Source organism: Mycobacterium sp. DL, from assembly GCF_039729195.1.
Taxonomy (GTDB): domain Bacteria; phylum Actinomycetota; class Actinomycetes; order Mycobacteriales; family Mycobacteriaceae; genus Mycobacterium; species Mycobacterium hippocampi_A.
The window spans coordinates 4,356,455-4,378,065 of record NZ_CP155796.1; the positions used below are offsets into that span (position 1 = coordinate 4,356,455).

The following is a 21,611-nucleotide window of genomic DNA, read 5'->3' on the forward strand; positions in this document are numbered from 1 at the left end:
AGGTAGTGTATCGGCGCCCCCCGAAGCCCGTCCTTGCCTCCTCCGCGGGTCTGGGGCTATCGTTCGGAGGAATTCAGTCGGACAGCTGTCCAGGAACCACAGACAGGAGGTCGGATGGCAATCCTGACCGATCGCGAGAGCCGGCTGCTCATCGACGGCAAGCTCGTCGCCGGCAGCTCGGGCACCTTTTCCACCGTCAATCCCGCCACCGAGGAGACGCTCGGGGTCGCCGCCGATGCGAGCGTCGAGGACATGAGCGCCGCGATCGGGGCTGCACGCCGCGCCTTCGACGAGACGGACTGGTCGACCGACACCGAGCTGCGAGTGCGTTGCATCCGCCAGCTCCAGGAGGCGATGACCAAACACGTCGAAGAGCTGCGAGAGCTGACCATCGCCGAAGTGGGCGCCCCGAAGATGCTCACCGCGGCGGCCCAGCTCGAGGGACCGGTCGCCGACCTCTCGTTCTCCGCCGACACCGCTGAGAGCTACCAGTGGCGAACCGATCTGGGCATCGCGTCGCCCATGGGCATCAAGACGCAGCGGACCGTCGCCCGAGAGGCGATCGGCGTGGTCGGCGCGATCACCCCGTGGAACTTCCCCCACCAGATCAATCTCGCCAAGATCGGTCCGGCTCTGGCCGCGGGCAACACCGTGGTGCTCAAGCCGGCTCCGGACACCCCGTGGTGCGCCGCGGTGCTCGGTGAGTTCGTCACCGAACACACCGACATCCCGGCCGGGGTGCTCAACATCATCACCTCCAGCGACCACGGCGTCGGGGCTCTGCTGTCGAAAGACGCTCGCGTGGACATGGTTTCGTTCACCGGTTCGACCGCGACAGGTCGAGCGGTGATGGCCGACGGCGCCGCCACCCTGAAGAAGGTGTTCCTCGAGTTGGGCGGCAAGTCGGCGTTCCTCGTCCTCGACGACGCCGATCTCGGGGGTGCCTGCTCGATGGCGGCGTTCACGGCATCGATGCACGCCGGACAGGGTTGCGCGATCACCACCCGTCTGGTGGTGCCCCGGGCTCGCTACGACGAGGCGGTCGAGGCGGCCGCGGCCACGATGGGTGGTCTCAAGCCGGGTGATCCGACGAAGTCGGGCACGATCTGCGGGCCGGTCATCTCGGCCCTGCAGCGTGATCGGATTCAGGCCTACCTGGATTCCGCGATCGCCGAAGGTGGCCGATTCGCCTGTGGCGGCGGCCGTCCCGCCGATCGTGACACCGGCTTCTTCATCGAGCCGACGGTGATCGCCGGACTCGACAACAACGCCAAGGTGGCCCGCGAAGAGATCTTCGGTCCGGTGCTGACGGTGATCGCTCACGACGGTGACGACGACGCGGTCCGGATCGCCAACGACTCGCCCTACGGTCTGTCCGGCACCGTGTTCTCGCCCGACCTCGAGCGCGCGAATGCGGTGGCAGCGCGGTTGCGCGTCGGCACGGTGAACATCAACGGCGGCGTGTGGTACTCGGCGGACATGCCGTTCGGCGGCTACAAGCAATCCGGCATCGGCCGGGAAATGGGGCTCGCGGGTTTCGAGGAGTACCTCGAGATCAAAGCGATTGCCACGGCAGCGAACTAAGAGGAGTCATCAATGGGTCTGTATGGGGATCAGTTCAAGGACAAGGTGGCCATCGTCACCGGCGCCGGTGGTGGAATCGGGCAGGCCTATGCCGAGGCGCTCGCGCGCGAGGGTGCCGCGGTCGTCGTTGCTGACATCAACACCGAGGGTGCCCAGAAGGTCGTCGACGGCATCAAGGGAGAGGGAGGCAACGCGGTGGCCGCCCACGTCGACGTCTCCGATCCCGATTCTGCCAAGGAGATGGCGGCGCAGACACTTTCGGAGTTCGGCGGCATCGACTACCTGGTCAACAACGCGGCGATCTTCGGCGGGATGAAGCTCGACTTCCTCATCACCGTGGACTGGGACTACTACAAGAAGTTCATGAGCGTGAACATGGACGGCGCGTTGGTGTGCACCAGGGCGGTGTACCGCAAGATGGCCAAGCGCGGCGGTGGGGCGATCGTCAACCAGTCCTCGACCGCGGCATGGTTGTACTCGAACTTCTACGGTCTGGCGAAGGTCGGCATCAACGGTCTGACCCAGCAGTTGGCCACCGAACTCGGCGGGCAGAACATCCGGGTCAACGCGATCGCGCCCGGCCCGATCGACACCGAGGCCAACCGCACCACCACCCCGCAGGAGATGGTCGCCGACATCGTGAAGGGTATTCCGTTGTCGCGCATGGGTGAAGTGGACGATCTCACCGGCATGTGTCTGTTCCTGCTCTCAGATCAGGCCAAGTGGGTGACCGGGCAGATATTCAATGTCGACGGCGGACAGATCATCCGGTGACCATGAAGAACGATGACCTCAAGCTCGGCTACATCGGCCTGGGGAATCAGGGCGCGCCGATGGCAAAACGGCTCGCCGACTGGCCCGGCGGTCTCATCGTGTTCGATGTGCGCACCGAGTCCATGACGCCTCTGGCCGAACTCGGCGCAACGCTGGCCGACAGTGTCGCTGATGTTGCCGACGCCGACGTCATCAGCGTCACGGTGCTGACCGACGCGCAGGTGCGCGACGTCGTGGGCCGGCTCGCCGATCACGCCAAGCCCGGCACCGTCATCGCGATCCACTCGACGATCGAGCCCGATACCGCTGGCGAGCTTGCTGAGCAGCTGGGGCCGAAGGGTATTCACATTGTGGATGCTCCGGTCAGCGGTGGTGCCGGAGCGGCCGAGAAAGGCGAGCTGGCCGTCATGGTCGGCGCCGACGAGGACGCCTACGACAAGGTCAAGCCGGTGTTCAAGCAGTGGGCGTCGATGGTGGTCCGTGCCGGCGAGCCGGGAGCGGGAACCCGGATGAAGCTGGCACGGAACATGCTGACGTTCATCGGTTTCGCCGCGGCGTGCGAGGCGCAGAACCTGGCGGAGGCCGCGGGCATCGACCTGCAGAAGCTGGGACGGGTGGTGCGGCACAGTGACGCCCAGAGTGGCGGACCCGGGGCGATCATGGTCCGCGACGACACCGCACCGCTGCAGCCCGACCACTTCGTGTACGACATGTTCGTCCACACCCGCGGGTTGGCCGAAAAGGACCTGAAGCTGGCGCTCGGGCTCGGCAAGGCGACGGGGGTCGACCTGCCTCTGGCCGAGATCGCGCTGCAGAACCTGGCCGCCGGGCTCGGCGTACCGCACACCACCTCAGCCGGCGACGACGGTTAGGAAGGAATCGAGTTATGGACGAGCTGCGCCGCAAAGGCCTCGAGAAGATGAACGAGGTTTATGGCTGGGAGATGCCGGACATGCCGGGGGACTACTTCGCGCTCACCGCGGACCATCTCTTCGGCACCATCTGGAGCCGGCCGGGTCTGTCGATGCGCGAGAAGCGGATGATGACGTTGACCTGCGTGACCGCACTCGGAATCTCGGAGCTGGCGGAGATCCAGGTCAATGCGGCGCTGGCCAACGAGGAGCTCACTGTCGAGGAACTCAAGGAGATGGCGATCTTCCTGACCCAGTACCTTGGCTTTCCCCTGGGCTCCAAGCTCGACGGGGTGGTCACCAAGGTGGCGGGCAAGAGGAAGAAGGATGCCGAGCGCGGTGCCGGCGAAGACAAGAAGGGCAACGTCAACGCGGCGTTGAAGATGCACTCCGGGAGCAAGCTCGATGATGAGTAGGTATGCCGCGCTGTCGCGCGACGAACTCGCCACGCTGGTGCCCGAGCTGCTCCTGATCGGTCAGCTCATCGACCGGTCGGGAATGGCCCACTGCATCAGCGCGTGGGGTCGGGACGAGATGTTGCAGGTCGCCATCGAGGAGTGGGCGGCCTCCAGTCCGCTGTACACCAAGCGGATGCAGAAGGCGCTCGAGTACGAGGGCGTCGACATCTTCACCCTGTTCAAGGGCCTGCAGCTCGACATCGGCGCCCCACCGCAGTTCATGGACTTCCGCTACATCGTCCACGACCGGTGGCACGGTGAGTTCTACCTGAATCACTGTGGCGCGTTGCTCGACGTCGAACCGATGGGCGAGGAATACGTCCACGGCATGTGCCATGACATCGAGGACCCGACGTTCGACGCCACGGCGCTGGCCACCAACCGCAAGGTTCAGGTGCGGCCCATCCACCGGCCGCCGAGGACACCGTCGGATCAGCACCCGCACTGCCGGTGGACGGTGATCATCGACGAATCGTATCCGGAGGTGCCGTTCATCCCGGCGATGGACGTCGTCGCGGCCAGCCACGCACACTCGTGCGAACTCGACCCGATCGACCCGAATGACGAAGGCATGTCCAATTATTCGGGAGAGCTGTTGGCCGACGTGGACTTCGGCGCGTTCTCGCATTCGGCCCTGGTACGCATCGCCGATGAGGTGTGCCTGCAGATGCACCTGTTGGTGCTGTCGTTCACGTTGGCGGTGCAGAAGCGTGCGAAAGACGATGCGGCGCTGGCGCGTTCCATCCGCACCAAGCAGTTGATCGGCATCGCAGGGGTGGCGGCGGAGCGAATCCACAAGGCGCTGAGGCTTCCCGGCGGTCCCGAGGGCGCGCTGCGGGTCCTCGAACTGCATCCGCTGCTGAACCCGGCCGCCTACGTGTACGCCGACGTGGACCCCGACTTCGTGCATGTACGGCGCTCACCGGCCTACGAGGACGACTCCTGGATCACGTTGGTATCGCCGGTCGCCGACCTGCCGCTGCAGGCGATCGTGCAGGCGGTCGACCCCCACCTGCGTGCCGAGGTCTCCGGCACCGAGTCGGACTGGACCGTGCGGGTCATCGAGACCGACACGGCGGCCAAGAAGCTGTCCGAGGTCCAGGTGACCGAGTTCAGCGGTGGCGCGTCCTGGGTGTTCGAGGATCGGAAGTCGTTGCCGCTGACCGTGGTCTGACGCGGCAATGTTCGCCGAGCGTACGGTTTCTGATGGATCTGGTCGGAAAGTCATCAGAAACCGTGCATTCGGCGTCGCTCACCGGGGTAGCAGAGCGCCGCCCACCCAGCGGCGCAGGTAGGCGCGAAGTTCATCGCCGCGGCGTGGCGGGCGGCCCGGATCGATCACGAACGACTGCAGGATCCGCAGCAGATGCTCGGCGAGCTCGTCGAGGTCCGCATCGGCGAAGCCGGCCGCCTCCCACTCGACGTCGAGCCGTCCGACCATGTCCCGCCCGAACCGCAGGGCGATGTCGGAGGTGACCGATTCGACGTGCCTGGCCCCGCCGGGCACCAGGAGCAGTCCGATGTACTTCTCTCTCGGCAGCCACTCCAGCGCCGTCGCAAGAGCTTCGGTGACAGCGTCGGCAGGGTCCCCGATCCCGGCCAGATGCTCGGTCAGCCTGGCCAGGAAGCCGTCGACGGCGTGCACCGCCGCGGCGACGAGCAATGCCTCGGTGCTGGAGAAGTAGCGGTACACCGTCTGGCGGGTGACCCCGACGGTGCGGGCCACATCGGAGATGCTGAAATCCGCACCGTGGTCCTCGATCGCCTTGCCCGCGGCACCGAGAATCCTGGCGATCGCCTCCTCATCCGAGGCGGGCTTGGCCCCTGACCAACCGTGGGTGCGCACCAAGGAACCTTAGGCCACCCGTGGCGGCGTCAACGGTAGGCGACCTGTAGATCCTTGACGCCGTTGATCCAGCCCGACCGCAGCCGCAGCGGCTCGGACAGCTTCGTGATGTCGGGAATCTGATCGGCGAGCTCGTTGAACATCAGTTTGATCTCCATCCGGGCGAGGTTGGCGCCGATGCAGAAGTGCGCGCCGTTGCCACCGAAAGCCAAGTGGGGGTTGGGGTTGCGCAGGATGTCAAACTCGAATGGACGGTCGAAGACCTCGTCATCGAAGTTCGCCGAGCTGTAGAACAAGCCGACCCGCTGCCCCTCGGCGACCGTGACATCGCCGAGCTCGACATCGGCGAGGGCCGTGCGCTGGAAACAGTGCACCGGGGTGGCCCAGCGGATGATCTCCTCGACCGCGGTGTCCGGCCGATCCCGCTTGAACAGTTCCCACTGATCGGGGTTCTCGAGGAACGCGTTCATCCCGTGCGTCATCGCGTTGCGGGTGGTTTCGTTTCCGGCGACCGCCAACAGGATCACGAAGAACGCGAACTCGACATCACCCATCGCTTCACCGTCGATGTCCGCCTGGATGAGCCTGGTGACGATGTCGTCGGCGGGGCAGCGGCGCCGCTCCTCGGCCATGTTGTAGGCGTAACCCATCAACTCGGCGTTGGCGACGGTGGGGTCGGAGTCGAAGTCGGGATCGTCGGTGTTCATGATGCAGTTGGTCCAGTGGAACAGCTTCTCGCGGTCGGCCTCGGGCACGCCGATGAGATCGGCGATGGCCTGCAGCGGCAGTCCCACCGCGATGTCGTCGACAAAATTGCCGGCGTCCTTCTCGGCCGCGGCCCGCACGATGTCACGCGCCGCAACAGCCAGGCGCTCCTCGAGCGCCGCGATCGCCCTGGGGGTGAAGAGCCGCGAGACGATCTTGCGCAACCTGGTGTGCTCGGGGGCGTCGTGGTTGATCAGCAGGGCCTTGGTCAGGTCGAGTTGCTCGGCGGTGACACCGTCGGGCAGGCGCATCACCGCCCCCTTGCGATTGGTGGACCACAGCGCGCCGTCCCGTGAGATCGACTTGATGTCCGCGTGCCGGGTGACCACCCAGTAGCCGCCGTCGTCGAAGATCGACTCGGCCTGTGCGTTCCACCAGACCGGTGCGGTCTTGCGCAATTCCGCGAACTCGGTGACGGGAATGCCCTTGAGCAGCACATCCGGGTCGGTGAAGTCATACCCCTGGGGCAGGAACGGGCAGCTGGGGGCGGTGGTCATGTTCTGTCCTTCGCGTGTGACGTACGGCACTTTCGCTCGACCATACACTGCGCCGCTGCACTGTATGGCCGAGGACGTGGGTCCTGCCGGGCGTGATGGCACTAGGGTGGGCATCTGTGCACGTCCTGGTGGTCGGATCCGGAGCCCGTGAACACGCGCTGCTGCTTGCGCTGCGCCGAGACCCGGAGGTCGACGGACTTTCCATAGCTCCCGGCAATGCAGGCACAGCAGCGGTCGCCGACCAGTACGAGCTCGACGTGACGTCGGGGGCGGCCGTGGTCGCCCTGGCCCGACGCATCGGTGCCGACCTCGTGATCATCGGCCCCGAGGTGCCGCTGGTGCTCGGCGTCGCCGACGCGGTGCGAGAGGCGGGCATCGCCTGCTTCGGCCCGACGAAGGACGCAGCGCGCATCGAAGGCTCGAAGTCGTTCGCCAAGGACGTGATGACCGCGGCCGGTGTGCGGACCGCCGTCAGCGAGATCGTCGACAACCCGGCCCACCTCGACTCCGCCCTGGACCGCTTCGGGCCCCACGCGGGAGATCCCGCGTGGGTGGTGAAGGACGACGGGCTGGCCGCAGGCAAAGGTGTGGTGGTCACCGCAGATCGTGACGCCGCCCGCGCACACGCGGCGAGCCTTCTCGACGCCGGTCACCCGGTGCTCCTCGAATCGTTCCTCGACGGACCCGAGGTGTCGCTGTTCTGCGTCGTCGACGGTGAGACAGTGGTTCCGCTGTTGCCGGCCCAGGACTTCAAACGAGTCGGTGACGGCGACAGCGGACCCAACACCGGCGGCATGGGCGCCTACACGCCACTGCCGTGGTTGTCCGACGAGATGACCCGGCGCATCGTCGACGAGTTGGTCACCCCGGTTGCCGCCGAACTGGTCAAGCGCGGCAGCTCATTCTCCGGCCTGCTCTACGCCGGGCTGGCGATCACGTCCAAGGGGCCCGCCGTCGTCGAATTCAACTGTCGCTTCGGCGATCCGGAAACCCAGGCGGTGCTCGCGCTGCTGGAGTCCCCACTGGGTCAGCTGCTGCGGGCCGCTGCCACCGGCGAACTCGCCGGCCAGCCTGCGCTGCAGTGGCACGACGGTGCGGCGGTGACGGTGGTGGTCGCTGCAGAGAACTATCCGGGCCGTCCGCGCGTCGGCGACGTGATCCATGGAGCGGATGCCGAGGGCGTGCTGCATGCCGGCACCGCCCGCCGCGAGGACGACGCCATCGTGTCCTCCGGTGGCCGTGTGCTGTCGGTGGTGGGCACCGGTCCGGACCTGGCGGCCGCGCGCGAGATGGCCTATGCGCGGATCGGCTCGATTCGGTTGCCCGGCAGCCATTTTCGCAGCGATATCGGTCTCGCGGCGGCGGAGGGGCGAATCTCGCTCTAAGTCGTCAGCAGCGGTGCCGCCCACATCAACTCGTCGGTGAGTTGGGACGACCAGTACGACGCGTCGTGGCCGCCGGGAGAGAAGCCCCCGGCCGGTGGCGTTGCGAGCTGGTCGATGAACTGTTGCGTCGCGGCACGGAACGGGTCGTCGTCTCCGCAGTCGATGCGCAGCGGAATCCCGTTGAGCGCGGCCAGACCCCACACACTGTTGGCGGCGTAGTCCTCGTCACCGTCGAAGGCTCCCGGCGCCGCGGCCCCCGGCGATGTCCACAGCGCAGGGCTGACCGCGCAGATCGCGGCCGTGCGTCCGGCCCCCAGTCGCGAGCCCAGGAGCATGGCGCCGTAACCACCCATGGACCATCCCAGGAAACCCACCCGGGAGGTGTCGAGGCCCTGCGCGCCCAGCAGTGGGAGGAACTCGTCGAGGACCATCGCGCCCGAGTCTTCACCCGAGGCGCGCCGGTGCCAGTACCCGTTGCCCCCGTCGACCGCGGCGAGCGCGAACGGAGGCACGCCGGCTCGCACCGCATCCGCCAGGAACCGCTCGGCTCCCATCGACATCACCGTCTGCGCGTTGGAGTCCTTACCGTGCAACAGGATCACCGGCCGCAGTGGCGCGGTCTGCCCGGGCGGGCGGGTGATGATCCAGTTGGTCGTCGCGCCGCCGCGGGCCGCGGACGCGAAGGAACCGCTTTCGTAGGTCGGGGCCGGGACTGGTGGTGCGGGCGGTGCGCCTGCGGCCACAGAGGCGCCGAATACGGACACCCCGGCGACTCCGGCCGCTGCCGCGACGCCAGTGCGCACACCGATGGTCAGAAGGGCGCGACGGTTGATGGCTGGCATGCGCGCCATCATGCCATTGCGCCGGCGTGGGCAATGGCTGCCGATTAGGCGAAACCGCGATGCCGAAACCCCCTGACTGGCACGATGCTATGGGTGACGGCAGCAGTCACTCCTAAGGGAGAACGTCGGCGGTATGCGCTGGTCAGCGCAGCTGCCGACCTGCTCTGCGAAGGAGGTTTCGACGCGGTGCGGCACCGTGCCGTCGCGCGTCGGGCCGGGCTCCCGCTGGCGTCGACGACCTACTACTTCTCCTCGCTCGAAGACCTCATCGCCAAAGCGGTGGAACACGTCGGTACGCGGGAGGCGACGGAGTTGCGCGACCGGGTCGCTGTGCTGTCCCGGCGGCGCCGCGGCGCCGAGTCCACTGCCGAGGTCCTCGTCGATCTGTTGGTCGGCGAGAGTCCGGAACGTGTTACCGAACAACTGATCTCGCGATACGAGCGCTACATCGCCTGCGCACGGCAACCCGGCCTGCGCGACATCCAACGGCGCATCCTCGCCCAACGGACCGATGCCGTGGTCGAGGTCGTGGAACGCTCGGGCAGGTCCGTGCGTGCCGAACTGCTGACCGCTCTGGTGTGCGCAGTGGACGGCGCGGTGGTGGCTGCGCTGGTCGGGGACGGCGACGGCCCCCGGGCGACGGCCAGGGCCACCCTGATCGACGTCATCGACGTGCTCGCGCCGTTCGACTGATGGCGTTTGCTTTTTCCGGTCCGGGGTTATCTCCGTGGGGGTGACGATCAGCCGGCTTCTGGCCACTGCGGCAGACACCGCGCTGGACCGGTCCGTGGTACTGGGTTACACCAAGGTCGGCTCGCAGCTCCGCCGCCTCTGGTGGCCTGCCGACCCGCCGCTGGAGGCGATGGCAGGCAAGAGGGTCGTGGTCACCGGTGCGACCGCGGGCATCGGCGAGGCGATGGCAGGGTCGTTCGCCCGACTCGGCGCCACCGTCCACCTGCTCGGGCGCGACGCGCAGAAGGTCACGCGTAGCTCCGAAGCGATCCGCAAGACGGTGCCGGGGGCCGCCGGGGGGTCGGTGGTCGAGGAGGTTTGCGACGTCTCCGATCTCGACGCGGTGCGGGCATGGACCGCCGACCTGCGCTCACGAATCGACGCGTTGCACGGTCTGGTGCACAACGCCGGGGTGATGCCCAAGACGCGCACCGAGACCCCGCAGGGCCACGAGACCCAACTCGCATGCCATGTGCTCGGCCCGCACGTGATGACCGAGCAGTTGCTGCCGCTACTGCGCAACGCGCACGGCTCCTCGGTGGTCTTCATGTCGTCGGGCGGCATGTACACGACGCCGTTGCGCGCCGCCGACCTCGAGTCCCGAGACGGTGACTACGACGGCGTGCGGGTGTATGCGCGCACCAAACGGATGCAGGTGGTGCTGGCCGCGGAGTGGGCCCGCCGCTTGGCCGGCACCGGTGTTCGTGTCGAGAGCACCCACCCGGGATGGGTGGAAACCCCGGGAGTGGCAGAGGCGTTACCGGCCTTCCGCCGCGTCACCCGGCCCCTGCTGCGTGATGCGGCCGATGGAGCGGACACCGCCGTGTGGTTGGTGGCGACCAGACCCGAATCATCGGGCGGGCACTTCTGGCACGACCGGATGCAACGTCCGACGACGTTCGGCTGGCAACGTCGTGACGATCCCGAGGAGGTCGCGGACTTCCTCGACGAGGTTTCGCGGTTGACACTGCAGAGCCAACCCGACTGATCGATGATGGGTGATTCCAGCGACGAGTAAGGGGAGGCGCGATGACGGAGTCAGGAACCGGCGGGAAGGTCGGTGACCAACAGCCCGAGTTGAAGCGGGTGATGGGTCCCGGACTACTGCTGCTCTTTGTCGTCGGCGACATTCTGGGCACCGGTGTCTACGCACTGCTCGGCGACGTGGCCGGTGAAGTCGGTGGGGCGGCGTGGCTTCCGTTCCTCATCGCCTTCGTCATCGCCACCATCACTGCGTTCAGTTATCTCGAGCTGGTCACCAAGTACCCGCAGGCGGCGGGCGCAGCGCTCTACGCCCACAAGGCCTTTGGCATCCACTTCGTCACCTTCCTCGTCGCATTCATCGTCATGTGCTCCGGAATCACCTCAGCCTCAACGGCTTCCAGGGCATTCGCGGCGAACTTCTTCGAAGGTATCGACTACGACGCGCCGAAACTCGCGGTCGCGGCACTGGCTTTGATGTTCATGGGTGGTCTCGCGGCGATCAACTATCGCGGCGTCGGCGAGAGCGTCAAGCTCAACGTCGTCCTGACCATCGTCGAGATCACCGGCCTGATCGTGGTCATCATGGTCGGATTCTGGGCGTTCACCGGCGCCGCGGACGTCGACTTCTCACGCGTCGTCGCCTTCGAGACCGGTGAGGACAAGAGCACCTTCCTCGCGGTCACGGCTGCCACGTCGCTGGCGTTCTTCGCGATGGTGGGCTTCGAGGACTCGGTGAACATGGCCGAGGAGACCAAGGATCCCGTCAACACGTTCCCCAAGATCCTGTTGAGCGGTCTGGGGATCGCGGGCGTGGTCTACATCCTGGTGTCGATCGTGGCGGTGGCCCTGGTGCCGGTCGGCCAGCTCCAGGAGAGCGACACCCCGCTCGTCGAGGTGGTCAAAGCAGGAGCTCCCAGCCTGCCGATCGACGACATCCTGCCGTTCATCACGATGTTCGCGGTGTCGAACACCGCGTTGATCAACATGCTGATGGCCAGCCGATTGATCTACGGCATGGCCCGCCAACGGGTGCTTCCGCAGGTGCTCGGTTCGGTACACCCCACGCGTCGGTCGCCGTGGGTGGCGATCCTGTTCACCACGGTGATCGCGTTCGGCCTGATCATCTACGTCTCGACGTTCGCGAGCAGTGACGCGATCTCGGTGCTGGGCGGCACCACGTCGCTGTTGTTGCTCGCGGTGTTCGCGGTGGTCAACGTCGCGGTGCTGGTGCTGCGACGCGACGTGCAAGCAGCCGGTGGGCACTTCAAGACACCGACCGCGCTGCCGGTCGTCGGTTTCCTGGCGTCGCTGTATCTGGTCACTCCGCTGTCGGGACGGCCTGCCCAGCAGTACATCGTGGCCGGGGGACTGGTGGTCATCGGCGTGGTGCTGTTCTTCATCACCCAGGCGATCAACAAACAACTCGGCATCCGTGACGGACACATCACCGACCCGACCAAGCTGGGAGCCGGCCCCTCCGACGACTAGGTCAGGCCGTCCTGTAGTCGCTGTAACCGGTTGTCCAGCAGGGCGACCCGGTGTGCGTTGCCGTCCAGCTCCAGATATCGCTGACCGAACAGCGCCAGCAGCGCGTCGTCGAGACGGCGGACTGCGCCGGCGGGGAAGCGGTAGTCCATCGCGGTGTTGACCGCACTGGTGTCCACGCCGCTCAGCGTCGACTCCAACGCATCGAGGGAGTCGATGCCCAAGCTCAACAGCAGACCCGAGATCCAGGCGTAGTGATCAGTGCGGGACCAGCCGGCGTCGGGAAACCGGTTCCCGAGGTAGGTGGCGAGCACCGGCGTCGGAATCCGCGGGTCGCTTCCCGGCTCCGGGAGGCTGGCGTCGGGGGTCGACGTGCGCAGACGTTCGCGGATCGCGGAGAACTCCCGGTCCGCCAACTCGAGCAGGCCGGCCGCCAGCGTGAACCGGCGGTCCAGATCCGGCGCGTGCGCCTTCGGTATCGAACCCTTGTAACGGATCTCGTGCTCGAACTCCGCCCACGCGTGCTGAAGCACGGTGCGCACCTGGATCGACGCCGGCTGCTGCACCCCTTCCACACCGATCAGCAGGTGTCGACTGGCGTAACCCCAACGGCCCTCGCGGGCAGTCTCCTGACCCATGTCGCGATCGTCGAGCAACCGCATCTCCTCGGCGAGCAGGTTGGCGACGGCGCCGACATCCTCGCGGAGGTAGGTGATGACACGCAACCCGATCTGGTCGGTGATCTCCACCAGCGGCTCGGTGTAGAGCAGCGTTCCGTCGGCGGTGCGCCGATCTGCTTTGGCGGCAAAGGAATCGACACTCTTGGTGCGCGCCGCGATCGACAGGTAGTTGATGCCCGCCTCGTCGAGCAGACCTGTGACCAGCCCGAGGTACTGGTCGGTGGCCGCAGTGAGTCCGGGGCGTCTGGCCGCGTACTCGGCCACCGCCGGGGAGGGCGCCGCAGGCGGAATCGCCTTGCGTTCCCTGGGGACTCGTGACCGGCGCTCGGCGGGCAGCGCCGGGGTGACGATGTAGCCGGTTTCGTAGTCGCCGTAGATCGCCACGTCCTCGGGCCGCTGGTACCAGAACAACCCGATGTAGGCGCAGAGCACCGCGTCGACGGGATCCTCGTCGCGGTCGAGTTGGCCGGGCCGGGTCGCAGCCTGTACCCGCTTGCGCAACTCGACCCAGGACACACTGCGGTTCACACGAAGCCTCGGTGTCGCCTCGTCGAGTTCCTCGATGTGGGTCATCAACTGCAGCAGCGCGCGCTGCCGGTCCTCGAAGGCGCCACGCTTGTACTTCAACGTCTTCTCCAGCGCGAACAGCACCACGCTTGCCGGGTGCGGGTACACCTCGATCGCGCGCCGGTTCGACGTCGAGCCCGGATCCATGTCCAATCCGAGGGCGGTGGCGATGCGCGCTCCCCGGGGATGCTTGAACTCCGGCTTGTCCGTGTAGGCCGGGCGGGCGCCCGCATCGAATCGCTGGAAGTCGCGGTTGAGTTCCTTCTCGCAGGACCGGTGGCCCGTCGGGTTCCTGACGATCAGCGGCGCATCGATGGCGACCAGGCAGTCGCCGTCGACGTACGGGGCGATCGCAGCCGTGATGCTCTCGTCATCCTGCGCCGCCCCGACGTACAGGAGCCGCCCGTCGGGGTCGACGACCGCGACCCCGGTCTGATTCCTCTCGCCCCACGCGAGGTCGAGTCCGACGAAGTGCATCCGTCCACTCTGCACGATCCGGGGCGAACTCAGGCCACGTAAGCTCTGTCTTCGTGACAATCCCGAACGTGTTGGCCAATCGCTACGCCAGCGACGAGATGGTGGCGATCTGGTCGCCGCAGGCCAAGATCGTCACGGAGCGGCGGCTGTGGCTTGCGGTGCTGCGTGCCCAGTCCGAGCTCGGAATCGACGTGCCGGAGGCGGTGCTCGGCGACTACGAGCGTGTGGTCGACAACGTCGACCTGGAGTCGATCGCCGCGCGGGAGCGGGTGCTGCGACACGACGTCAAGGCGCGCATCGAGGAATTCAACGCGCTCGCCGGCCACGAGCACGTGCACAAGGGCATGACCAGCCGGGACCTCACCGAGAACGTCGAACAACTGCAGATCCGGCAGTCACTGCAGCTCGTGCGTGCCCACAGCGTCGCCGTGGTCGCCCGCCTCGCCGAGCGGGCAGCGCTCTACCGCGACCTCGTGATGGCCGGTCGCAGCCACAACGTCGCCGCGCAGGCCACGACCCTGGGCAAACGATTCGCGTCGGCAGCGGAGGAAATGCTGGTCGCGCTGCATCGTGTCAGTGAGCTCGTCGACCGCTACCCGCTGCGCGGCATCAAGGGTCCGATGGGGACTGCGCAGGACATGCTGGACCTGTTCGACGGAGACACCGCGCGCCTGGCCGACCTCGAGCGGCGCGTCGCGCAGTTCCTGGGCTTCAGCGAGATCTTCACCAGCGTCGGGCAGGTCTATCCGCGTTCGTTGGACCACGACGTCGTCTCGGCGCTGGTGCAGCTCGGCGCGGGCCCGTCGTCGCTGGCGCACACCATCAGGCTGATGGCCGGACACGAACTGGTCACCGAGGGGTTCGCCCCCGGGCAGGTCGGCTCGTCGGCGATGCCGCACAAGATGAACACCCGCAGCTGCGAACGGGTCAACGGTCTTCAGGTCGTGCTGCGCGGATACGGTTCCATGGCAGCCGAACTCGCGGGTGCGCAGTGGAACGAGGGCGACGTGTTCTGCTCGGTGGTGCGACGGGTCGCGCTGCCGGACGCGTTCTTCGCCCTCGACGGCCAGACCGAGACCTTCCTGACGGTGCTCGACGAGTTCGGCGCCTATCCCGCGGTGATCCAGCGCGAGCTCGACCGCTACCTGCCGTTTCTGGCGACCACCCGGATCCTCATCGCCGCGGTGCGGGCGGGGGTCGGCCGGGAGACCGCCCACGAGGTCATCAAGGAGCATGCGGTCGCGGTGGCGCTGGCGATGCGTGAACGGGGCGCCGAGCCCGATCTGCTGGACCGGCTCGCCGCCGACCCCCGACTGCCGCTGGATCGGGTGGCGCTCGACGCCGCGCTCGCCGACAAGCAGGTCTTCACCGGCGCGGCGGGTGACCAGGTCGACCGCGTGGTCGCCGCCGTCGATGATCTGATCGGGCGTTTTCCGGACGCCGCGAAGTACACCTCGGGCGCGATTCTGTGACCCGCGCCGCCGAGTTGGCCCGGATCGACTTCACCGATCTGGACAACTTCGCCGGCGGCTTCCCGCACGACCTGTTCGCGTTGCACCGCCACCAAGCACCGGTCTACTGGCACGAGCCCACCGAGCACACACCCGACGGCGAGGGTTTCTGGTCGGTCGCTACCTACCCGGAAACCCTTGCGGTGCTCCGTGATCCGCAGACCTTCTCGTCGGTGACAGGCGGCGGGCGACCCTTCGGGGGCACGCTGTTGCAGGATCTGTCCATCGCGGGGCAGTTGCTGAACATGATGGACGATCCGCGGCACTCCGCAGTGCGCCGCCTGGTCAGTTCGGGTCTGACGCCACGGATGATCAGTCGCGTCGAGGACGATCTGCGCGACCGGGCGAGGCGGCTGCTCGACGACGTCGAACCCGGCGTCCCTTTCGACTTCGTCACCGATGTGGCCGCCGAGGTGCCGATGCAGATGATCTGTATCCTGCTGGGAGTACCTGAGTCCGAACGACATTGGCTCTTCGAGGCGATCGAGCCCAGCTTCGACTTCGGTGGCTCGCGCAAGGCGTCCATCACCCGGCTGTCCGTAGAGGAGGCCGGCTCGCGGATGTACGCATACGGCCAGGAGTTGATCGCCGCCAAACGGGCGCGGCCCAGCGACGACATGCTGTCAGTAGTGGTCAACTCCGATGATCCCGCGCTCTCGGACGTCGAGAGCTACCTGTTCTTCAACCTGCTGTTCAGTGCGGGCGCGGAGACCACCCGCAACTCGATCGCCGGTGGGCTGCTGGCACTGATCGAACAGCCCGGATCGTTCGACTCGTTGCGTGCCGACCCCGGACTGCTGCCGACAGCCATCGAGGAGATGGTCCGGTGGACCTCACCGTCACCGTCGAAGCGGCGCACCGTCACCCAGACCGCGTCGCTGGGCGGACACACCGTCGAGCCAGGTCAGAAGGTACTGGTGTGGGAGGGGTCGGCCAATCGGGACGGCGCCGCCTTCGCCGAGCCGGACCGCTTCGACATCACCCGCAAGCCGAACCCGCACTTGGGTTTCGGCCAGGGCGTGCACTACTGCCTGGGCGCGAACCTGGCTCGTCTCGAGCTCAGGGTGCTGTTCGAGGAACTGCTCGGCCGTTTCACATCGGTGCAGCTCGCCGAGTCGGTGGAGTGGACGCGCAGCAATCGGCACACCGGGATCCGACACCTGGTGGTCGAACTGGGGGCGTGAGCCGCCTACCCTGGAGCCATATGGACGCTGGACAACCGGATTTCAGGGCATCGGACGCCGATCGGGCCGCAGTGACCCAGATTCTCGAACAGGCCGTCGGTCAGGGGATGCTCACGCTCGACGAGTACACCGAGCGGGTCACCGTCGTGCTCTCCGCGCGAACCCGCCGGGAACTGGACACCGTGATCGCCGACCTGCCCCATGTTCGCCGCCAGGCCGCGCCGGCGCCACCCGAAGTCCTGGGCAGCTGGATGTCCAGCATCACCCGCAAAGGTCAGTGGACAGTGCCGCCCCGGCTGCGGCTGAACACCCGGATGTGCTCGACGACACTTGATTTCACGTCCGCGCTGCTGCACAGCCCGGTGGTGGAGATCGAGATCGACGATTACTTCAGCTCGACCGACCTGATCCTGCCCGACGGTGCGACCGCCGACCTCAACGGTGTCGTCAACATCGGGTCCTCCGCGTCGGTGAAGGTGACGACGAGTCCGCCGTCGCCGCGTCTGCACGTCGTCGTGCGGGGCAAGGTCCGGTTCGGTTCGCTGACCGCCCGCCATTCGTTCGGTACCAAACTCAAGCGGCTGCTCGGCTGAGCCGGTCGCCCCGCCGGAATTGCATTCCAGCAGCGGAACTGCGAGGACGGGCCGGCTGGAACGCAATTCCGGCGGAGGATCGGTCAGGCGCCCCAGCGGATTCCCGCCGCGCGGATGCCCGATGACCGCAACTCCAGGGCGGCCAGTCCGCGGATCGCAATCGGATCCAGGTTGCGCCAGGCGCCCACCGGATCGGGGTCCACCGCGGCGAGTTTGGCCAGTGGCCGGTTGGCCAACGCCCGCAGCGCCAACAACTGTTCGCCGGCGGCTGTCGACGCCAGCGTCACGGCGGTCCACTTGCGCCGGAAGAACCGCACCCGCAGAAACAGCCACGGCATCATCAACGCCAGGATCGGCGGAGCGGCCACAGCCAGCGCCAGCAGCCAGGCCAGCCATCCCGCCGTCACCCCCAGCGTCTGCCCGGCGCCAGCGATCTCGCGGGCGGCGTCGCCGGCTGCGGACAGCGGGCTGGCCAGCGAGTCGCCGATCAGCGGGATGTCGTCGGCGCTGTTGCCTGCGGAGTCGAGATTGCCCGCCACCCCGTTGGCTCCGCTCTCCACCTGGAAGCCGAACTCGGCGATCGTGGCCACCGCGGAGTGCACCGCGATGCCGACGAACACCCAGATGGCTGTCCACGCGATCACCACCGCGTCGCTGAACAGCTGTGTCATCAGCCGACCGGGTGTTGTGGCGTAGGGGACCCACCGCGATTTCATGTGTTCGATCACAACACACCGGGGCCGTTAGGCTGGCCGGATGCGCCCCGCTCTGTCCGACTACCAGCATCTGGCCAGCGGCAAGGTTCGTGAGCTCTACCGGGTCGACAGCGGGCACCTGCTCTTCGTCGCCTCCGACCGGATCTCTGCCTACGACTACATCCTGGATTCGGCGATTCCCGACAAGGGCCGCGTCCTGACGGCCATGAGCGTGTTCTTCTTCGGTCATGTGGACTCGCCCAACCATCTGGCGGGCCCGCCCGACGACGAGCGCATCCCGGCCGAGGTGCTGGGCCGGGCCCTGGTCGTCGAGCAGTTGGAGATGCTGCCGGTGGAGGCGGTCGCCCGCGGTTACCTCACCGGGTCGGGGCTGATCGACTACCAGAAGACCGGCGCGGTGTGCGGCATCGCGCTGCCGCCCGGGTTGACCGAGGCCAGCAGATTCCCCGAACCGTTGTTCACCCCGGCGAGCAAGGCCGAACTCGGTCAGCACGACGAGAACATCACCTTCGACGACGTCATCGACCTCGTCGGGGCCACCCGGGCCGAACAACTGCGCGAGCGCACCCTGCAGACCTACCGCCAGGGTGCCGAGCACGCGCTGACCAAGGGCATCATCCTCGCCGACACCAAATTCGAATTCGGCGTCGACGGGGCCGGCGAACTGAAGCTCGCCGACGAGGTCTTCACCCCCGACTCCTCCCGCTACTGGCGCGCGGCGGACTACGTCGAAGGTGTCGTCCAGAACAGCTTCGACAAACAGTTCGTCCGCAATTGGCTGACCGGACCCGAGTCGGGGTGGGACCGTAGCGCCGACGTCGCGCCACCCGCGCTCCCGGCGGAGATCGTCGAGGCGACCCGAGCGCGCTACATCGAAGCCTACGAACGTATCTCGGGCCTGAGGTTCGACGACTGGATCGGAGTGTCCGCGTGAAGTCACCCACCGCGAAGCGGGTGGAGCACCGCCGGGAGTACCACGGCGACCTGTTCATCGATCCCTACGAGTGGCTGCGAGACAAGTCCAGCCAGGAGGTGATCGACCACCTCGAGGCCGAGAACGCCTACACCGAGCACGTGACCGCGGATCTGGAGCCTCTGCGGCAGAAGATCTTCGACGAGATCAAGGCCAGGACCAAGGAGACCGATCTCTCGGTGCCCACCCGCCGGGGAGACTGGTGGTACTACGGTCGCAGCTTCCAAGGCAAGCAGTACGGCGTCCAATGCCGTTGCCCGGTCGCCGATCCCGAAGACTGGACGCCGCCGCAGTTCGACGAGCACACCGAGATCCCCGGCGAGCAGGTGCTGCTGGACGAGAACGTCGAGGCCGCAGGGCACGAGTTCTTCTCACTCGGCGCGGCGACGGTCAGTGTCGACGGCAAGACCCTTGCCTATTCGGTCGACGTCAAGGGTGACGAGCGATACACGTTGCGATTCAAGGACCTCGAGACCGGCCGGCGCTACGACGACGAGATCGTCGACGTCGGCGCCGGCGCGACGTGGGCCGCCGACAACCGCACCGTCTACTACGTCACCGTCGACGACGCGTGGCGCCCGGACACCGTGTGGCGGCACCGGTTGGGGGCCGGACAACCGTCTGAACGCGTTCATCACGAAGCGGACGAACGATTCTGGGTCGCTGTCGGCCGGACCCGCAGCAACAAGTACGTCATCATCGCCGCCGGCAGTGCGGTCACCTCCGAACTCCGCTACGGCGACGCCACGGACCCGCAGGCCGAGTTTGCCACTGTGTGGCCGCGACGCGAGGGTATCGAGTACTCGGTCGACCACGCGGTCATCGGCGGGCAGGACAAATTTCTGATCCTGCACAACGACGGAGCGGAGAACTTCACTCTCGTCGAGGCCCCGGTCGACGAGCCCACCTCGCTGCGCACGCTGATCCACCATCGCGCCGATGTGCGACTGGACTCGGTCGACGCGTTCGCCGACCACCTGGTGGTCAGCTATCGCAAAGCCGCGCTGCCCCGAATCCAGTTGTGGCCATTGACCGAATCGGGCTACGGCAACGCCGAGGACGTCACCTTCGAGTCGGAACTGATGTCGGTGGGCCTGTCGGCGAACCCGAACTGGAGCGCGCCGAAACTGCGCATCGGCGCGACGTCGTTCGTCACCCCGGTACGCATCTACGACCTCGACCTGTCCTCCGGTGATCGAACTCTGCTGCGGGAGCAACCCGTGCTGGGTGACTACCGCGCGGAGGACTACGTCGAGAAACGCGACTGGGCGGTGGCGCCCGACGGCGCGCGGATTCCGATCTCGATCATCCACCGGGCCGGCCTGCGATACCCGGCGCCGGTGCTGCTCTACGGCTACGGCGCCTATGAGTCGTGCGAGGATCCCAGGTTCTCCATCGCGCGGTTGTCCCTGCTCGATCGCGGAATGGTTTTTGCCGTCGCCCATGTGCGCGGCGGCGGCGAACTCGGCAGGCCGTGGTACGAGCACGGCAAGATGCTGGAGAAGCGGAACACGTTCACCGACTTCATCGCGGTGGCAGCCCATCTCGTCGGAAACGACGTGACCAAACCGGAGAACCTGGTGGCCTACGGAGGCAGTGCCGGCGGTCTGCTGATGGGCGCGGTGGCCAACCTGGCGCCCGAACTGTTCGCCGGAATCCTGGCCGCAGTTCCGTTCGTGGATCCGCTGACCACCATCCTGGATCCGTCGCTGCCGTTGACCGTCACCGAGTGGGACGAGTGGGGAAACCCACTGGAGGACCCCGACGTCTACCGCTACATGAAGTCCTATTCGCCCTACGAGAACGTCGAAGCCAAGAATTATCCCGAGATCCTGGCCATGACATCGCTCAACGACACCAGGGTGTACTACGTCGAGCCGGCGAAATGGGTTGCCGCGCTGCGTCACGCCCAGGTCGACCCGGGTAACGACGCAGCCAAGGTGCTGCTCAAGACGGAGATGAACGCCGGACACGGGGGCATCAGCGGCCGGTACGAACGCTGGAAGGAGGCCGCGTTCCAGTACGCATGGCTGCTCGACAGGGCTGGTGTGGACGGCCATCGATGACCAGGGATCCCGGTTCGTCGCGAACTGAGCCGCGGGTACGGTCGCGGTCATGACCGACACACCGATCACCGACATCGCGCTCACCACACTGGACGGCCGGTCCACCACGCTCGCTGAGCTGGCCGACGGGGCGGCGCTGATCGTCAACGTCGCCTCCAAGTGCGGGCTGACCCCGCAGTACGCCGCCCTGGAACAGCTGGCGAGGGACTACAGCGGCCGCGGCCTGACGGTGATCGGGGTGCCGTGCAATCAGTTCATGGGTCAGGAGCCCGGCACGGCAGAGGAGATTCAGACCTTCTGCTCGACGACCTACGGGGTCACCTTCCCGCTGCTGGCCAAGACCGAGGTCAACGGCCCGGACCGGCATCCGCTCTACGCCGAGCTCACCAGAACCCCCGACGATCAGGGTGAGGCCGGCGACGTGCAGTGGAACTTCGAGAAGTTCCTGCTGGCCCCGGGCGCAACCGAGATCACGAGGTTCCGGCCGAGCACCACGCCCGACGCGCCCGAGGTGGTGTCGGCGATCGAGGCCGTCTTGCCGCGCTAAACGAACCGTCACCTGGGGGCGCAGTGTTGTCCAC

Annotated in this window: 20 protein-coding genes; 15 read left to right on the forward strand and 5 right to left on the reverse strand. The window is 67.0% G+C overall.

The genetic code is table 11. The annotated features are described in order from the left end of the window. Window positions 1-114 precede the first annotated feature (114 nt). The 5 genes from ABDC78_RS20795 to ABDC78_RS20815 are packed head-to-tail and all read left to right on the forward strand — an operon-like array spanning window position 115 to window position 4,901. Window positions 115-1,584, forward strand: a complete 1,470-nt coding sequence (locus ABDC78_RS20795) for an aldehyde dehydrogenase (RefSeq protein WP_178361746.1) — start codon at window positions 115-117, stop codon at window positions 1,582-1,584. 12 nt (window positions 1,585-1,596) lie between these two features. Then, window positions 1,597-2,358: an SDR family oxidoreductase gene (locus tag ABDC78_RS20800; RefSeq protein ID WP_178361747.1), complete on the forward strand. Its 762-nt coding sequence runs from the start codon at window positions 1,597-1,599 to the stop codon at window positions 2,356-2,358. Window positions 2,359-2,360: 2 nt separating this feature from the next. Next, window positions 2,361-3,230, forward strand: a complete 870-nt coding sequence (locus ABDC78_RS20805; RefSeq protein ID WP_178361748.1) for an NAD(P)-dependent oxidoreductase — start codon at window positions 2,361-2,363, stop codon at window positions 3,228-3,230. A 14-nt stretch (window positions 3,231-3,244) separates the two neighbouring features. Continuing rightward, complete coding sequence (locus ABDC78_RS20810; protein WP_178361749.1) at window positions 3,245-3,685, forward strand: carboxymuconolactone decarboxylase family protein; 441 nt, start codon at window positions 3,245-3,247, stop codon at window positions 3,683-3,685. Continuing rightward, window positions 3,675-4,901: a hypothetical protein gene (locus ABDC78_RS20815; RefSeq protein WP_178361750.1), complete on the forward strand. Its 1,227-nt coding sequence runs from the start codon at window positions 3,675-3,677 to the stop codon at window positions 4,899-4,901. The genes ABDC78_RS20810 and ABDC78_RS20815 overlap by 11 nt, the downstream gene beginning before the upstream one ends. Window positions 4,902-4,979: 78 nt before the next feature. On the opposite strand, the gene ABDC78_RS20820 is transcribed toward ABDC78_RS20815, so the two are convergent. Both ABDC78_RS20820 and ABDC78_RS20825 read right to left on the reverse strand, forming a co-directional pair. After that, window positions 4,980-5,573, reverse strand: a complete 594-nt coding sequence (locus ABDC78_RS20820) for a TetR/AcrR family transcriptional regulator (protein ID WP_178361751.1) — start codon at window positions 5,571-5,573, stop codon at window positions 4,980-4,982. 29 nt (window positions 5,574-5,602) lie between these two features. Next, window positions 5,603-6,835, reverse strand: a complete 1,233-nt coding sequence (locus ABDC78_RS20825; RefSeq protein ID WP_178361752.1) for a cytochrome P450 — start codon at window positions 6,833-6,835, stop codon at window positions 5,603-5,605. A gap of 116 nt (window positions 6,836-6,951) precedes the next feature. Between ABDC78_RS20825 and purD the strand changes: the two genes are divergently transcribed. Continuing rightward, window positions 6,952-8,220 carry a phosphoribosylamine--glycine ligase gene (gene purD, locus ABDC78_RS20830; protein ID WP_178361753.1) on the forward strand — a complete coding sequence of 423 codons (1,269 nt, stop codon included), beginning with the start codon at window positions 6,952-6,954 and terminating at the stop codon, window positions 8,218-8,220. On the opposite strand, the gene ABDC78_RS20835 is transcribed toward purD, so the two are convergent. Then, entirely contained in the window at window positions 8,217-9,071 is an 855-nt protein-coding gene (locus ABDC78_RS20835) for an alpha/beta hydrolase (protein WP_306172953.1), read from the reverse strand. The genes purD and ABDC78_RS20835 overlap by 4 nt on opposite strands. Before the next feature lie 75 nt (window positions 9,072-9,146). Between ABDC78_RS20835 and ABDC78_RS20840 the strand changes: the two genes are divergently transcribed. From ABDC78_RS20840 to ABDC78_RS20850, 3 genes are read left to right on the forward strand one after another with little or no spacing between them, the layout of a single operon-like run. Further along, the gene (locus ABDC78_RS20840) at window positions 9,147-9,755 is read left to right on the forward strand and encodes a TetR family transcriptional regulator (RefSeq protein ID WP_178361755.1); all 609 of its coding nucleotides are present in this window, start codon (window positions 9,147-9,149) and stop codon (window positions 9,753-9,755) included. 34 nt (window positions 9,756-9,789) lie between these two features. Further along, window positions 9,790-10,782, forward strand: coding sequence for an SDR family NAD(P)-dependent oxidoreductase (locus tag ABDC78_RS20845; RefSeq protein WP_347133174.1), 993 nt, complete (start codon window positions 9,790-9,792; stop codon window positions 10,780-10,782). Between the two features lie 41 nt (window positions 10,783-10,823). Beyond that, window positions 10,824-12,266: an APC family permease gene (locus ABDC78_RS20850; RefSeq protein WP_178361756.1), complete on the forward strand. Its 1,443-nt coding sequence runs from the start codon at window positions 10,824-10,826 to the stop codon at window positions 12,264-12,266. Here ABDC78_RS20850 and relZ read toward each other — a convergent pair. Further along, on the reverse strand, window positions 12,263-13,987 hold the full coding sequence (gene relZ, locus ABDC78_RS20855; protein WP_178361757.1) for a bifunctional ribonuclease/(p)ppGpp synthase: 1,725 nt from the start codon (window positions 13,985-13,987) through the stop codon (window positions 12,263-12,265). The genes ABDC78_RS20850 and relZ overlap by 4 nt on opposite strands. Before the next feature lie 53 nt (window positions 13,988-14,040). Here relZ and purB point away from each other — a divergent pair, with 53 nt between their 5' ends. The 3 genes from purB to ABDC78_RS20870 are packed head-to-tail and all read left to right on the forward strand — an operon-like array spanning window position 14,041 to window position 17,275. Next, on the forward strand, window positions 14,041-15,459 hold the full coding sequence (gene purB / locus ABDC78_RS20860; protein WP_178361758.1) for an adenylosuccinate lyase: 1,419 nt from the start codon (window positions 14,041-14,043) through the stop codon (window positions 15,457-15,459). Then, window positions 15,456-16,682, forward strand: coding sequence for a cytochrome P450 (locus ABDC78_RS20865; protein ID WP_178361759.1), 1,227 nt, complete (start codon window positions 15,456-15,458; stop codon window positions 16,680-16,682). The genes purB and ABDC78_RS20865 overlap by 4 nt, the downstream gene beginning before the upstream one ends. A 20-nt stretch (window positions 16,683-16,702) precedes the next feature. Then, window positions 16,703-17,275 carry a DUF1707 domain-containing protein gene (locus ABDC78_RS20870; RefSeq protein ID WP_178361760.1) on the forward strand — a complete coding sequence of 191 codons (573 nt, stop codon included), beginning with the start codon at window positions 16,703-16,705 and terminating at the stop codon, window positions 17,273-17,275. Window positions 17,276-17,358: 83 nt separating this feature from the next. On the opposite strand, the gene ABDC78_RS20875 is transcribed toward ABDC78_RS20870, so the two are convergent. Further along, window positions 17,359-17,991, reverse strand: coding sequence for a hypothetical protein (locus ABDC78_RS20875; protein ID WP_178361761.1), 633 nt, complete (start codon window positions 17,989-17,991; stop codon window positions 17,359-17,361). Window positions 17,992-18,031: 40 nt separating this feature from the next. Between ABDC78_RS20875 and ABDC78_RS20880 the strand changes: the two genes are divergently transcribed. The 3 genes from ABDC78_RS20880 to ABDC78_RS20890 are packed head-to-tail and all read left to right on the forward strand — an operon-like array spanning window position 18,032 to window position 21,577. Next, window positions 18,032-18,925 (forward strand): phosphoribosylaminoimidazolesuccinocarboxamide synthase, encoded by an 894-nt coding sequence (locus ABDC78_RS20880; protein ID WP_178361762.1) that lies wholly within the window; start codon window positions 18,032-18,034, stop codon window positions 18,923-18,925. Beyond that, entirely contained in the window at window positions 18,922-21,030 is a 2,109-nt protein-coding gene (locus ABDC78_RS20885; protein ID WP_178361763.1) for a S9 family peptidase, read from the forward strand. Before ABDC78_RS20880 ends, ABDC78_RS20885 begins: the two co-directional genes overlap by 4 nt. Before the next feature lie 49 nt (window positions 21,031-21,079). After that, window positions 21,080-21,577, forward strand: a complete 498-nt coding sequence (locus ABDC78_RS20890; protein WP_178361764.1) for a glutathione peroxidase — start codon at window positions 21,080-21,082, stop codon at window positions 21,575-21,577. The last annotated feature ends 34 nt before the right edge of the window (window positions 21,578-21,611 follow it).